Below are 14,691 nucleotides of genomic sequence, written 5' to 3'. Positions count from 1 at the left end.
ACCCGATACTTTCGACCGAACACCCCATCTCAGGAGTCACCACATGTCCGACCACATCACCGAAGCCCTGCGCGGCATCCTCGAAGAAGACCTCGACCTCTCGCTGGGAGACGTCAGCCGCGACGCGAAGCTGATCGACGACCTGGGACTGGATTCGGTGGCGTTCGCCATCGGTGTGGTGGCGATCGAGGAGCGGCTCGGCGTGCAGCTGTCCGAGCGGGAGCTCTTCGAGTCCAAGACCGTCGGTGACCTCGAAGACCTCATCCGGTCGAAGGCCGGCACCCCGGCCTGAGACGGAGAGTCGACATGAGTGTGGACACACCGGTGCAGACGTACGCCGAATTGCTCGACGCCGCGTTCGACGAGCGGGTGACGTCGTGGACGGCGCAGGCCGAACAGGATCACCGGTTCCCGCGGCCCCTTCTCGAGCACCTCGGCTCCGAAGGTGTCTTCGTCCGTAAGTGGGAGGACCGCAAGTTCACCGACCTCCACGATCATTTCGCGCTCGGCGCCCACCTCGGCGCGCTCGGCTCCGCGGCGATCGGGGTGGGGGTGAGCCTGCACGACTCGGCGATCGCCATCCTCCGCCGCTTCGGCCGCAACGACTACCTCAAGGACCTCGCCCAGCGTGCGCTGACCGCCGAGACCGTGCTCTGCATCGGGGCCTCCGAAGAGCAGGGCGGCTCGGATCTGCAGAACTCCGAGACCCGGATCTTCCCGGAGAACGACGGCTTCCGCGTCGTCGGACACAAGAAGTTCGTGTCGCTCTCGCCGATCGCGGATCACGTGCTCGTGGTCTGCCGTGGCGTCGACGACGGTCCTGATCTGGGCGGCAACGTGGCCCTCGCCGCGGTGCCGATCGAGTCGGTCACGGTGGGTGAGCCGTACCAGAAGCTGGGCGCCGGGCCGCTCGACACCGCCCCGGTCACGATCGATGCCTGGATCCCGGAAGAGGCGCTGATCGCGCGGCCGGGGACCGGCCTGGCCATCATCAGCTGGGGGCTGGCGCACGAGCGGTACTCGGTGGCCGCCCAGATCGCCGCCGCCTGCGAGGTCATGATCGGGGTGACGCTCGCCCGGATGATGGAGCGCACCCAGTTCGGCAAGAAGCTCTACGACCACCAGGCGCTGCGCCTGCGCGTGGCGGACCTGCAGGCCAGGGTCGACGTTCTGCGGTACGCACTCGCCGGCGTCGCCGCCGAGGGCAAGATCAACCTGCGCACCGCCGCGGCGCTGAAGGCGACGGCCGCCAATCTCGGTGAGGAGGTCGCGTCGGAGTGCCTGCACATCTTCGGCGGGATCGGTTACCTCGAGACCGAGACCCCGATCGGCCGGTGGTGGCGGGACATGAAGCTGGCCCGCGTCGGGGGCGGCACCGATGAGGTGCTGTGGGAACTCGTCGCGGCAGCGATGAAGCCCGACACCGAGCGTTACCAGGCCATGTTCATCGATTCGGAGCTACACCGGCCGGGCTCGTCCGCGTCCTGAGAAGCATCCGAACATCCACTCCCACCCAGGCGGTCCTCACATGAACAGCCCAGCCGGCCAGGCCCCGGTCGACGCACGCGTCACCGAACTCGCGCCTCCCGACCACACCTACCTGCACATGGACAAGGCCGGTGCGCCGATGCACTGGTCGATGATCCTGCAGCTCGAGGGCGGCGGCGACGTGCTCGGCCTCGATGCGGTGCGGGAGCGGGTCCGCGAACGATCCGGGCTGTTCGAGATCTTTCGGCTGGGAATCCGTAACGGGCGCTGGCGCAAGCCCGAGGTGGTGCTCGCCGACGACAGCTGGGACGCCGGCGAGCACGTGACCGAACTGGGGTTCACCGACCGCGCGCACCTGCAACGTCGGGTGGCGAAGCTCCTCGAGTCGCCGCTGCCTCGCCCGCGCCCGTTCTGGGACATCACGCTGTTCACCCCGTCGGCCGGCGCCGAGGGCGTCGGGCAGTGGGTCCTGCTGCGGGTGCACCACAGCGTTTCCGACGGCATCGCGGGCGCGGCGTTCGCCGCACTCCTCGCCGACGGCGAACCCGAGGACCTGGCCGAGTTCGAGCGGTTCGCGACCAGCCCTCGATTCCGGATCAGCGGCATCGATCCCGAGGAACTCGCCGAGGCGAAGGCCGCCTACGGCGATCAGCACGCGGCCGGCGGTGGCAAGAAGCGGGCCTGGCCGGCGCTCACCAAGTCGGGCGAGCGGGAGTACGCACTCGTCGATGCCTCGACCCGAGACCTGCGCAAGGCGGCCAAACGCAACGATGCGACGGTCCACGAGTTCCTGCTCGCCGCCATCGGACGGGCGATCAGCCTCAACCCGCCGACGAGTCCACAGGCCGACGTCGTCCGCGTGACCCTGCCCGTGACCCTCGACGACGGATTCCGCCACACCGGTAACGCGGTGTCCGTGGCGCTCCTCAACCTGCTCGGCAACGAGCCCGATCTCACACGCCAGATCGACCGCGCGCGAAGCGAACTCGAGACGATCGCGAGACGGAAGCCGGAGCTGTACCTGGCCGCGGCCGACGATCTGCCGCGCGCACCGCTGTGGGGTCTGCAGCGCGCGATCGTGAACGCGTCGATGTCCCACATGCACCCCGACATCCACATCGGCATCAACCCCGGCTTCTCCCGGGTGCGGTCGGTGCTGGGGCAGTCGATCGTCACCCTGACGCCGCTGTCGCCGCTCGCGGGCTACTCGCTGTCGGTGACGACGTTGATCCTCGGACACACCACGACGTTCGGCGTCGTCACCGATGCGCAGGCACTGCCCGGTTACGCCGACCGCTTCGTGGCGACGCTCGGTGAAGTACTGCGGGAGGCCCTCCCGTCGACCTGACGGGGGTGCAAGCTTAGGCTTGCCTTGTCATCCGATGTCCGAGGGCTGCAAGATACAGGTGGCCGTCGGCTCGGCGGGGGCGAAGACATACACGGAGAAAGATCAACATGAGCAACGACGTCAACTACCAGGACCCGTCGGCGGTCGACTACCAATCCGGGGTCGATTACCGCGAACCGGATGCGGGTTCGTCGCGTCGGTCGGGCGGGGTCAGCATCCCGACCGTGCTGGCGTCGGCAGGCGTCGCCGCCATCATCTCCGCGATCGTCGTGACGATCGGCGTGGTGGGCATCGTGGTGAGCGAGCGTAACGACTCCGCCACCGCCGCCCAGCCGACCGTCGTCAACCTCGGTGCCGCGCAGACGGCGCTGCCCCAGCAGGGCATCGCCGGCCAGCAGCCGGGCGCGGTCCCGGGCCAGCCCGCACCCGCCGGGGCGCCGGCCGCCGGAGCGCCCGCAGCGGCCCCGACGGAGAACGTGCCCGAAGGCGGCGGCGCGATCGGCGGACCGGTCGGCCCTCCCGGTGAGGGAGCTGGTCAGGCCCCGGCACCGGCGCCGGCACCGGGCACCACGGCCGCACCGCAGCAGACCGTGGCCGCCGGGCCCACTGCGCTGACCCCGGGACAGCTCAACACCAAGGTCCGGATCGTCATGAACTCCAACGGCAGCCGCGCCGCCCGGGCCGCCGAACTCGAAGGCGGTGAGCGTGCGCTCCGCCAGATCGACCTCGTCGCCCGTGCGATCACGACCTACGGCAACGTCGGGCTGAGCTACCAGATGGTCGGGCCGGTCCAGGTCAGTGGCAACACGCTGACCGCGCCGCTGCAGATCAGCGTGGTCGGCCGCGGAAGCCAGAACCGGTCGATGACGTTCGTGTGGAGCGGCAACAAGTGGAAGCTGTCCAACCGAAGCGTCTGCACCATCGCGGGATTCGTCCTGCTGCCCTGCTCGCTCTGACAGCCGGGCACACACTCTGTCCGGTCCGCCGGACGACATCGACACTCCATTGGGGGATCTTCACGTGACTTCACGACATCGCCTGGGCGCTCTCGTCGCGAGCGCACTCCTGTTCGCGGGCCTGCTGGCCGGTTGCTCGAGCTCGGATGACGAATCCGCAGGCGGCTCCGTCCAACTCAATCTCCCGGACGGCAGGCAGGTCACCATCCCGGACACCCCGGAGCGGATCGTCACACTGGGTGACCAGTGGACCGACGTCGTGTTGTCGTTCGGTGAGACGCCGGTCGGTTACTACGACTACTCGAAGTCGGCGACCGGCGAGATGCAGCCCTGGTACGGCCAGAAGCTTGCCGATGCCACGTTCGTCGACCCCACCAAGGGTGACGACGCGACGACCATCGCCACACTGAACCCCGATCTGATCTTCGCACCGGGCTTCGCCTCGGACAGCCCGGAGTTCGAACAGATCTCGAAGCTGGCGCCGACGGTGAACGCCATCAGCGACCAGGAGATCGACCCCTGGCAGGACATGGTCACCGTGATGGGCACGGTGCTGCACGACCCGGAGAAGGCGAAGTCGATCATCGACGACACCAACGGCAAGATCGCGGCGGTGTCCGAGGAGTACCCGGGTCTGAAGGGCAAGACCTACGCGTTCGCCTTCATGTACGGCCCCGATCAGCTGTCGGTTCTCGGTGACGAGAACGACGGTGCCGCAAAGCTGTTCACCGAGCTCGGCATGAAGATGGCCCCCAAGCTGGTCGCCGAGTACCAGCGGACCGGGCAGCCGCGGTTCGGTCTGAGCACCGAGAACATCCCGATGCTCGACGCCGACGTGCTCGTCGTGGCCACCGCCACCCCCGAGCAGGCGGAGACCCTGCGGTCGCTTCCCGGGTACAAGAACCTGAAGGCGGTCAAGGACAACGCCGTCACGTTCATGACCCAGTCGCAGATCACCGGCCTCAACGCGCCGACGCCGAACTCGATCCCCTACGTCCTCGATCTGCTCAAGCCGTCCTTCGCCGCGGCGTCCAACTGATCTCCGTCTGACGAACTCGCCCTCCGCGGAAAGCGGAGGGCGAGTTCGTTTCTGGAGCACCCGACCCTTCGAGGCTCGTCGCTTGCGCTCCTCGCACCTCAGGGAGCAGAGGGTGCCCCCTGCTGGTTGAGCAGGCGACGAGCGCAGCGAGGAGCCGTGTCGAAGCCACTTCGCAACCCCACCAACGACAACGGCCCGACCCTTCGAGGCTCGTCGCTTGCGCTCCTCGCACCTCAGGGAGCAGAGGGGAATCGGTCGCTCGCGCTTCAAGCGACTCAGGGAGCAGAGGGGTGCTCGGCGGCTTGCGCTCCTCGCACCTCAGGGAGCAGAGGGTGCCCCCCTGCTGGTTGAGCAGGCGACGAGCGCAGCGAGGAGCCGTGTCGAAGCCACTTCGCAACCCCGCCAACGACAACGGCCCGACCCTTCGAGGTTCGTCGCTAACGCTCCTCGCACCTCAGGGAGCAGAGGGGAATCGGTCGCTCGCGCTTCAAGCGACTCAGGGAGCAGAGGGTGCCCCCCTGCTGGTTGAGCAGGCGACGAGCGCAGCGAGGAGCCGTGTCGAAGCCACTTCGCAACCCCATGAACGACCACGGCCCGACCCGCGAGGCGGATCGGGCCGTGGGCAGGGTCGACTAGGGAGCGACGATGTCGTCGTCGTCCGCGGCGCCGAAGCTGGTGAACGCGGTGTGCTTGGGCAACCGGTAGGCCTCTCGGCCCAGAACCGTGTTGAGGATGCGCGCGTTGCGGACGGCGCCGATGTCGAGGTTCGGGGCCGAGACGCCGTGCGCGTGCTCCTCGGCGTTGGCGACGAAGATCCGGTTGGTCAGGGCGTCGTCGGTCTCGATCTCATGGTTGGCGCCGATGACGAGCCGTCCACGGGAATCGCGATGCAGCGCAGACTCGATCGGAGCGAGGAAGTCCGCCTTGCGCGCCTGGTATCCGGTGCTGGCGATGACCATGTCGGTGGTGTGGGCCAGTTCGGAACCGGTGTCGAGGTGGCGGCCGCGCACCCGGAGCTTGCCGTCGGCGAGGGTGTCGACGCCGTCGACCTCGACCGAGATCCGCAGCTGCACCGGGTTGAGCTTGTCCTGCAACTGACGCCGGTACAGCAGGTCGTGGAGCCGCTCGAGCGAGTCGGTGGAGATTCCCTTGTGGAACTGCCAGTGCTGCGGGCGGACCCGGTCACGTGCGGCCTCGGGAAGACTGTGGAAGTAGTCCATGTAGGCCGGCGTGGTCATCTCCAGCGACAGCTTCGTGAAGTCCAGGGGTGCGAACCATGGTGTGCGCGTCCACCATCGCACGGCGGGGCCGCCGCGCAGGTTGGCCTCGAGCAGATCGATGACGATCTCGGCACCCGATTGGCCGGATCCGACGACCGTGACGGTGTCGGCGGCCAGCGCCTTCTCCTGGTTGAACAGGTAGTCGGAACTGTGGACCACGGCCGGCGACTCCGACGAGAGTGCCTGCGGGATGAAGGGTTCGGTGCCGATCCCGACCACCACGTGACGCGCGATCACCGTCGAGGAGCTCGTCGGAGTGTGCATGGTCACCCGGAAGGCATCGGCCTCGGTGTCCCATGTCACCTCGTCGACGGTGGTGCTCCACCGGAGTGAGTCGAGCCGGGACACGCACCAGAGAAGGTAGGCCTCGTACTCGATGCGCGTCGGAAAGAAGTCCTCGCGCACCAGGAATCGGTACATGCGATCGATGTCGGCCATGTAGTTCAGGAACGACAGCGGGTGGGTCGGATCGACGAGCGTCACCAGATCGGACAGGAAGCTCACCTGCAGGGTGGCATCGTCGAACATCAGGCCCGGGTGCCACCGGAACTCGTCGCGTGAGTCGACGACGAGGAGGTTCACGTCGTCGAGCGTCGAGGCGAGCGCGGCGAGGCCCAGATTGAACGGGCCGCAACCGATCGCCAATACGTCTACGTTCTCAACAGAGTTCATTCGGAGACTCTCACCATTTCTTCACTGTATGTTCCCGCGCCGGGTGCGGCGGTGCCTTCGGACTCCACCTCGAGGGCGACGCGGAGGAGTTCGTCGAACAGCTCGTCGATGTCGCTCGCCGAGGTCTCCGGGTTGAGGAGGGTCAACTTCAGGCAGGTCTGTGGCTCGTCCTCGCCCGGGATCCGGACCTGGGTACGGCCGATGAGGGCCTTGCCGTCGGCGATGAGGCGGCGCCGCAGTTCACCGTTGACCACGTCGAGATCGGTGCACCGGTAGCGGAACACGACGGTCGTCAGCGTGACCGGCGCGATGAGCTCGAGCTGCAGTTCGGTGGCGACACGCTGTTCGGCGTACAGCGCGAGGTCGTTGCACTTGTCGAGCATCTCCCCGAGGGTGCTGCGTCCGTAGGCGAGCAGGGTGGTCGCGACCTTGAGGACGTCCGGACGCCGGGTCGTCTGGAGGGTCTGACCGAGGAGGCCGCTGTACCCGGCCTCCACGTCGTCGTCGGGATTGAGGTACGCCACCGAGCGATTCAGGGACACGAAGCGATCGGCGTCGGACAGGAGCATGAGGCTCGCAGCGGCGGGCTGCCAGCCGACCTTGTGCAGGTCCAGGGTCACCGAGTCGGCGCGTTCGACGCCGGTGAGCAACCCGGCGAGGCGGTCGGAGAACAGCGAACCGAAACCGTATGCGGCATCGACGTGCATCCAGATCTCATGACGCTCGGCGATGTCGGCGATCTCCCCGAGCGGGTCGACGGTGCCGAAGTCGGTGGTGCCCGCGGTGGCGACGATCGCCAGTGGGGTGGCGGTGCCGGAGTCCCAGATCGCTGCCTCGAGGGCCTCCGGGATCATCCGGTGGTGTGAATCGACGTCGACCGGGATGACCGCGGACTCGCCCAGACCCAGCGCCGCGCAGGCACGATGGACCGAGAAATGGGCGACCCGCGAACAGAAGACGACGGGGCGATGCAGTGCGCCGACGCCGTCATGACGCACGTCCACTCCGTGACGCGCGGCGGTGTGATCGCGGGCGATCATGAGCGCCAGCAGGTTCGAGATCGATCCGCCGGGACTGAAGACACCGCCGGCATGCTCGCCGAAGCCGGCCATGCGGGCCAGTGACTGCACGGTCCAGGTCTCGAGCGCGAGCGTGGCCGGACCCGAATCGTAGGTGTCGAGTGAGGCATTGGTCGCCGATGCGAGGGCGTCCGCGGCAACCGCCACCGACAGCGGAGCGGGCTGCAGATGTGCCGCGGCCATGGGGTGGGTGAGGTCGAGACCGAACTCGGCCACCAGGCGAGCGAGCCGGGTCAGTGCCTCGGATTCGCCGATGCCGGTCTCGGGAATCCCGTGCGGACCGAGCAGTGCCGTCACGCCGCCGAGTACAGCCACGGGGTCGCCGCTCGGCAGCGGGGCGCCGTGGTGATCGTCGCTGACCGCGGCGGCGACCTCGGCCAGGCCTCGGCCGACGTCGGCCCAACCGTGGCCGGGACGGGCGAATCGCGAGGCACCCCAGACGGACTGGTGGTCTTCGGACACTGAGTTCCCCCTTGTTGACTCTGGCGCGCGATGGCGCGGCGGCAGGCCGGTCATCCGGCGATGCCCTTCTGCGGAACGCGCTCGGCGAGGATTTCGAGGAGCGCGGAGACGGAGTGGTGCAACGACGTCGGGATCAGGTCGACGAGCGTGGTGAGCACGGCGGTGGCTCGGTCGGCCATCTCGTCGGGGACGATTCCCGGTTGGTGATCGACCTCGACGTGGGTGCTGACGTCGTCGGCCTCGAAGGCGATCGAGAGCGGGTAGTTCGCGATCCCGTTGAAGACCGACCGGCAGGTGACCGGGGCGTCGGCGGGTTGCGGGATACCGCGCAGCGGCGCGGGCCGGACCGACGCCATGATCTCGATGACGGGGAACCGTCCACCCAGCTGTCGCAACGCGGTGAGGACCGGCCCGAAGTCGGTGCCGGAGTGTTCCATCGACCGGTAGATGACCGAACCCGCGTCGCGGAGGGCCTGTTCGACGGTGGCGTCGGGGTCGACGCGGAACCGCATCGGGATGATGTTGCCGCAGTAGCCGACGTCCTGCGGTGCCTGCGCGCGCCGACGGTTGTCCGCCGGCACCACCAGGACATGGTCGGCGGCGCCGGTCAGTGCGTACGACGCCAGCGAGCAGACCCCGATCAGAAGTGCGTTGGGCGTTGCCCCGACGGTCTGGGCCACCCGCCCGAAGGCGGACAGCGAGTCGGCCGCCACCGGGGCGGCGGCCTTGATCCCGTCGCGGTCGTCCATCGGTGACAGCCAGCTGTCGGCGGCGCTCTCCGTGGGCAGCTCGCCGGTGAGCGGGTAGCGGACATCGTCGGCAGCCCAGGACGCGATCGCATGCCGCACCGCGCTGTTCGCCGCTTCCGCGGCCGCCGCGGGGTCGGGCGTCTCCGGTCGCGCGTCCGCGGTGACGTCTCCCGGCCACGAACCCGACACCAGGGTGCCCAGGAGCAGGGGCCATGACGTGTCGTCGACCGCGAGGTGGTGGACCACCAGGATCATCGTGACGTTCCCGTCCGAACCCGAGACACGCATGCGCAGTGGGACTTCCGAGTGGAGATCGAACGGTGTCCGGGTGAGCGCGGTGGCTGTGGCGTCGACATCGTCACCGACGTCGCTCGCAGCCGTGTTAGTCGGTCCCCAGGTCCACACCGATCGCGAGGCGTCCCACGAGCCCGCGCGCGACACCTCGCGGCGGCTCGGCGTGCCCGCATCGTCGACCTCGACCACCGAGCGCAACACCCGGAACCGGTCGACGAGCAGCTCGGCGGCGGCGACGACCGAACCGAGCGTCCGGCGTCCGCCGAACTCCAGCACGAGTCCGATGTTGTGCGACAACGATTCCGGGTCCAGTTCATAGATCCGCCACATCCGGCGTTCGGCGATGCCGAACTCGCCGAACGGCACAGTCGCCTCGGGTGTGCCGGCGCCGGGAGCGGAGCGAGCGGGCCGAGTGTCACCGGCGCCGGGAGCGGAGTGAGCGGGCCGAATGTCACCGGCCTGCGCGAGCCGACGACGCAGGAGCGTGAGGCGCGCTTCGGTCAACGCGGGCATGGTTCCCTCTCGGTCGATGTGGCGGCGGTCGGCGTCGACGCAGCCGCGGCCATGGCGTGCAGGGTGTCCCAGTCGCGGACGACCTCGACCAGCTCGCCCGTCGCCCACTGGGCAGCCTGGTCCTGGAAGTGTTCGGATCGGGGATCGCCGCTCACGCCCAGCGGGACGATCCAGCGACTTGCGCTGCGATCGGCGAGATCCCACACATAGCGTGCCGCGGCACCGGTGATGCACAGGTGTGTGCCGACCGCCGCGGCGTTGGCGAAGACGCTCTCGGCGTCGCCGGCCAGGGGCAGCGGTGTCGGACGCAGCGTGGCGAACAGGTCCGGGTGCTGCGGCGATGCGCCGACCAGGTCGAACCCGTGGATGGGGGCGAGGCGGTGGACGCTGCCCCAGGTGGGTGTCGAACCGAAGCCGGCGACGCGGGCCACCACGGCGTCGAGTGCCGCCACCGCGACGGCCTCGATGTCGATGCCGATCCCCGCTGTGTTGGCGACCACGGACGTCAGTGCGGTGGCCAGCCGGGGTTCGGGCACGAACCAGGGCTGGAACACCGCCGGGAATCCGTGCGGCCCGCGGAGCGGGGCGAGGATGTCGGTGTTCGCCACCCCCAGGACGAGTTGGGTACGGAACTCGGCGTACAGATACGCATCGGTGCTGTCGGCGGCCATCGAACGGTCCCACGCCACCAGCCGCTGCCGGACATCCTCGGCCGCGGCGTCGTCGGCGCGTACGCGGGACAGCAACTCCTGGACGACGGTCGCCTGCTCGAGGCGCACGTCGGAGTGGATGTCGGCACAGTCGGCCGGACTCACCGAATCGAGATCGTCGAGCCGCGCGGCGATACGGTCGGCGCGGAACGGTTCGACGCACTCGCTCGTGAGCGGTTGCAGCGCAGGCACGTCCGACATCCGCTGGTTGGCGGTGACGGTGATGCCGCGACCCTTCGTGACGCCCTCCGCAAGCTCCGGGCTCCTCAGGGAGCGGGGGGTCGCGTCGAAGTCCGGATCGCCGAGTGAGCCGCGTTCGTATCCGCGCCACTGGTAGCGCTCGTCCCAGCCGGGCACCGGCAACCAGTAGTTCTCGGGCGCACGGACCGGTACTCGGCCGGCCACATGGGTGGCGACGGTGCCGTCGGCGTGGGCGATCACCGCGCGGTTGACCGGCTCGACCCAGTTGACGAGCGCGGCCTCGACGTCGGCGACCGTGCTCGCGAACAGCAGATCCAGCGGCGCGTCGAAGGAGACGTCTTCCGAGAGCAGAGGTGACCGGATGCTCATCGCGAACGAGTCCTCGGGGCCGCCGAACACGACAGCACCGTTCGGGGTGGTGATGACCTGTGCCGCCACGGGTTCGGCACCCCGGACCAGGATGGTCTCGGTGCTGACCCGGGCCGGCACCCGGCCACCACCCGGCACCTCGACCAGCAGTGTGCCCGTCTCGTCGCGCGTCAACCGCTCGAGGAAGAGATCCTGATAGTCGCCCATGGCGTTGGTGATGCCCCAGGCGATGTCGTCGCCCTGGCAGAAGTGGGGGACCCCGGGTACGCCCGCGAAGGCGAACCCGGCCATGTCGAATGCGTCGAGGGGTCCGGTGGAGGCGAGATGGAACTGCTGATAGATGCCCGGCAGCTCGAGGAAGCGATGGGGGTCACCGGCGACGATCGGCGCGCCGGTCGAGCTCCGCTCCGCGGAGACGCCCCATGCGTTGCTGCCCGACATCGGATCACCGAGGTCGACTGCGGGGGAGGGCTGTTCGGGGGACACCGGCCGGGTGATCGCCAGGATCTCCTCGAGGAACGCCTCGTCGGGCATCGCGGGCATCGTGGGGTCGGTCTCTCGTGTCTCGAAGTCCCAGAATCGCAACGCGTCCAGACCGAGCGTGCGGCAGGCGTGCAGCCGGAACAGTTTCGTCGTGAACCGTCCGAACAGCACGTGGTGCATGATGAACACCGAGATCGGTGTCCACGGGCGCCACGGTTGCGGACGATGCGCGAGCGCCTCGAGTTCCGGTGCCGCAGCGGAGGTGTCGGGGTCGTCGAGGGTGCTGTTCACCCCGGCCGCATAGGCGGCGACGAGATCTCGGGTCCGGGCGGAGGATGCGTCGAAGATCCGTCTGGCCGCGGCATCGAGCTGTGCCCGGCGGGCGAAGGTGTCCCACTCCACGCACGAGGCCCCGAAGACCTCGGCGGTGCGTCCTTCGGCGCGCAACCGCATGAACTCGATCTGCCAGCGCCGGTCCTCACCGCATGCCCGACCCTGTCCGTACAGGACGGCCGCCGGGTCGGCCCCGCGGACGTGCGGGATGCCGTGGCCGTCGCGCAGGATCTCCACGTCCGGTCCCGCGCCACTGTGGGTGGCGGTCATGTCCATCACCGGCCCCTCTGCGACGCAATCGGATTGGCGAGCCGGTGACCGGCATCGATCAGTGATGCGTAGGAGTCCTCGATGTCGACCATGCGTTTGTTGTTGCGCAGCTGCAGGCCGTTCATGTGCACCGCGCCGAACTCCGGCGCGAACAGATCCCAGCGGGTGAACCGGTCCTCGAGTTCGGGATGGGCGGCCACGAACTCGTGCAGGCTCTCACCGACCAGCGACCAGAACTCGCCGTCGCCGACGATGCCGTGTGTGTGCAGGACCGCGGCGAGGGGGCGCAGGAAGTCGTCGAAGACATCCGACAGCACGCCCAGGTTGCGGATCTCGTCCGGCTCGGTCGTCCGGACCCGTGCGCAGCTCTCGGGGAGGCCCTGGGCCTCCCCGAACACCGACACCTCCTCGCCGATGTCCTTGAGGATGGCGCGCACCGGGATGCCGTCGGCGAGTACCAGGATGAGGTTCTCGCCGTGCGGGGAGAACTTCAGCTCATATCGGTAGAGCAGATAGGCGATGGGATGGAGATAGGTCCGCAGGTAGCGGCGGATCCACTCCGTCGCCGGGACACCCGATCGCTCGATGAACGCGCCGACGAGTGATTCACCCAGGTGATCGACGTGGAGCAGCGCGGCCATGGTCGACAACTGCTCGTCGGCGGCCGTCAGCGGCACCGGGCTCTGTCGCCACAGCGCCGACAGGATCTTGCGGTACTCCGATCCCGGCTGGGTGATCGGCGTGAAAGTCGGGCTGCGGTAACCGATCGCCGCGACCTCGAAGATCATCTCGAACCCGATCGCCGCGAGGTACTGGTCGTCGGCCACGAGTCCGCGGACCCAGTTGTTGATCAGCGGTGTCGTACGCATGTAGTCGGCGGACATCCCGCGCGTGAAGCCCATGTTCACGATCGACAGCGCGACCTTCACGTAATTGCGGGTCGGCGTGGTCGAGTTGAACACCGTGCGGATCGACTGCTGGGCCTGGTAGAGGTCGGGACTCGTGCCGACCTCGACGATGCGACGGCCCGCGATGTCGGCGGAATACAGCTTCCGTACCTTCTCGACCCACTGCCAGGGGTGCACCGGCAGATAGCGATAATCAGCGGGGTCACAACCGGCTTCGCGCAGCGCCGAGTCGAACCCCGCCACAGTCTCGGCACCGAGTTCGTCGACGAGCAGTGTGTCGTAGTCGATGTCGCTCACGGTGGCGACATCGCAATCCTCGCGACGAGCAGCCAGCCAGACGAGCCGGAAATGGTTGCCGACCTCGGGGGCGTAACGCTCGATGTCCTCGGAACTGAAGCCCAGTCGGCCCGCGTTGGCCACGATGCACGGATGGCCCTCGGTCATCGTCGCCTCGATGGTCTGGAAGTCGGCGTGCGCGAGATCGGTTGCCGGAATGCGACGTTCGTCCGGACGGTCCGCGCTGATCGCCAGGGTGTTGATGAACTCCTCGAGGTATTCCGGCAGGGCCTGGGGCCCGATCCCCAGGAACGGGGCGAGGTCGACGATCATCGCGACCGCGTCGATCGGGAGTTCGTCGCCAGTCCGCACACGACGCAACGACGACTCGTCGATCGCCCAGCTGTCCAGGGCGAGCCGGTCGGCGCGGAAGTGGTAGTCGGTGAGACCGTCGGCGGAGGAGACGACGTAACCGTCGCCGCTCGCGACCGGGTCGAGGGCCCGCTCGTGCGAGAACTCGGCGAGGATCTTCGTCGCGATCCTGGTGTGATACGTCTGGCGATGGCTTCGCGCACCCGACCCCCCGGCCGTGCGCGTCGCGAATTCCTGAATGGTTCCGATGTCCTGGAGAGTCAACGATCTACGCCCCCAGATCCGTGACCTCGACCGGTCCGACGGACTTGCCGTTGTCGGTCACCGCGAGGAAATCGGCGCGGGTGCAGTAGCTCAGGTGAGCGGTCTTGTTCCCGACGGGATAGTCGCCGTCGACGCGGAAGCCGACACTCGCGTTGAGACGGTGCACGGCTTTGTTGCGGACATCGGGCTCGACGACGACGCGCGCTGCGCCCACCTCCAGGATCGCGGTACGCATGATGTGCAGCATCACCGCGCCGGTGAAACCGGGCAGTGCCTGTTCGGCGTGCGCGACCAGGAGATGCATGCCGATGTCGCCGTCGGCGGGCACGTAACCGCTGGCCGGGTCGGCGAGTTCACTGGCGGCCGGGTCGTAGAGCTCGAACAGGAACTGCGGACGCCCGTCGTGGTAGCCCAGGCGCATCCCGTACGGGGTGCCGGCCGTCGCCTCGGCCGAATCGCGAATCATCTTCTCCACGTCGGTGACCGAGCTGTCGAGCATGTCCCAGTACTTGGCCTTGGGATGGGTCAGCCATTCGTGCACGGTCGCGGCGTGCGACACGTCGTCGAGGTCGACCGAGTTCAGGTCGTAGGTCGGTGCGGAGGAAATGGTCATGATGCCTTTGCT

11 protein-coding genes are annotated in these 14,691 nt (G+C 68.4%); 5 read left to right on the top strand and 6 right to left on the bottom strand.

The genetic code is table 11. The features are described 5' to 3' along the window. Positions 1-43 precede the first annotated feature (43 nt). The 5 genes from MHN80_RS11780 (at position 44) to MHN80_RS11760 (ending at position 4,831) form a co-directional block, all read left to right on the top strand. Positions 44-292 carry an acyl carrier protein gene (locus MHN80_RS11780; RefSeq protein ID WP_239401842.1) on the top strand — a complete coding sequence of 83 codons (249 nt, stop codon included), beginning with the start codon at positions 44-46 and terminating at the stop codon, positions 290-292. 14 nt (positions 293-306) lie between these two features. Continuing rightward, on the top strand, positions 307-1,488 hold the full coding sequence (locus MHN80_RS11775; protein ID WP_239401840.1) for an acyl-CoA dehydrogenase family protein: 1,182 nt from the start codon (positions 307-309) through the stop codon (positions 1,486-1,488). A 40-nt stretch (positions 1,489-1,528) separates the two neighbouring features. Next, positions 1,529-2,836: a wax ester/triacylglycerol synthase domain-containing protein gene (locus MHN80_RS11770; RefSeq protein ID WP_004019731.1), complete on the top strand. Its 1,308-nt coding sequence runs from the start codon at positions 1,529-1,531 to the stop codon at positions 2,834-2,836. Between the two features lie 107 nt (positions 2,837-2,943). Beyond that, complete coding sequence (locus MHN80_RS11765; protein ID WP_004019732.1) at positions 2,944-3,792, top strand: hypothetical protein; 849 nt, start codon at positions 2,944-2,946, stop codon at positions 3,790-3,792. Between the two features lie 64 nt (positions 3,793-3,856). After that, positions 3,857-4,831 (top strand): ABC transporter substrate-binding protein, encoded by a 975-nt coding sequence (locus MHN80_RS11760; protein ID WP_239401838.1) that lies wholly within the window; start codon positions 3,857-3,859, stop codon positions 4,829-4,831. A gap of 632 nt (positions 4,832-5,463) precedes the next feature. On the opposite strand, the gene MHN80_RS11755 is transcribed toward MHN80_RS11760, so the two are convergent. Genes MHN80_RS11755 through MHN80_RS11730 form a run of 6 tightly spaced genes read right to left on the bottom strand, consistent with a single transcriptional unit; the run spans position 5,464 to position 14,679 of the window. Beyond that, the gene (locus MHN80_RS11755) at positions 5,464-6,783 is read right to left on the bottom strand and encodes a lysine N(6)-hydroxylase/L-ornithine N(5)-oxygenase family protein (RefSeq protein ID WP_239401836.1); all 1,320 of its coding nucleotides are present in this window, start codon (positions 6,781-6,783) and stop codon (positions 5,464-5,466) included. Next, on the bottom strand, positions 6,780-8,324 hold the full coding sequence (locus MHN80_RS11750) for an aspartate aminotransferase family protein (RefSeq protein ID WP_239401834.1): 1,545 nt from the start codon (positions 8,322-8,324) through the stop codon (positions 6,780-6,782). Before MHN80_RS11750 ends, MHN80_RS11755 begins: the two co-directional genes overlap by 4 nt. Before the next feature lie 50 nt (positions 8,325-8,374). Continuing rightward, positions 8,375-9,880, bottom strand: coding sequence for a condensation domain-containing protein (locus tag MHN80_RS11745; protein WP_239401832.1), 1,506 nt, complete (start codon positions 9,878-9,880; stop codon positions 8,375-8,377). Next, positions 9,868-12,252 carry a penicillin acylase family protein gene (locus tag MHN80_RS11740; protein WP_374206346.1) on the bottom strand — a complete coding sequence of 795 codons (2,385 nt, stop codon included), beginning with the start codon at positions 12,250-12,252 and terminating at the stop codon, positions 9,868-9,870. The genes MHN80_RS11745 and MHN80_RS11740 overlap by 13 nt, the downstream gene beginning before the upstream one ends. Beyond that, positions 12,252-14,066 carry an IucA/IucC family siderophore biosynthesis protein gene (locus MHN80_RS11735; protein WP_239401829.1) on the bottom strand — a complete coding sequence of 605 codons (1,815 nt, stop codon included), beginning with the start codon at positions 14,064-14,066 and terminating at the stop codon, positions 12,252-12,254. Before MHN80_RS11735 ends, MHN80_RS11740 begins: the two co-directional genes overlap by 1 nt. A 4-nt stretch (positions 14,067-14,070) precedes the next feature. Continuing rightward, positions 14,071-14,679 carry a GNAT family N-acetyltransferase gene (locus MHN80_RS11730; RefSeq protein ID WP_004019740.1) on the bottom strand — a complete coding sequence of 203 codons (609 nt, stop codon included), beginning with the start codon at positions 14,677-14,679 and terminating at the stop codon, positions 14,071-14,073. Positions 14,680-14,691: the final 12 nt, after the last annotated feature.

Origin of the sequence: Gordonia sp. McavH-238-E (assembly GCF_022348225.1) — a bacterium.
Taxonomy (GTDB): domain Bacteria; phylum Actinomycetota; class Actinomycetes; order Mycobacteriales; family Mycobacteriaceae; genus Gordonia; species Gordonia terrae.
The sequence above is the reverse complement of the archived record's forward strand: the minus strand, read 5'-3'. Positions and strand labels throughout refer to the sequence as shown.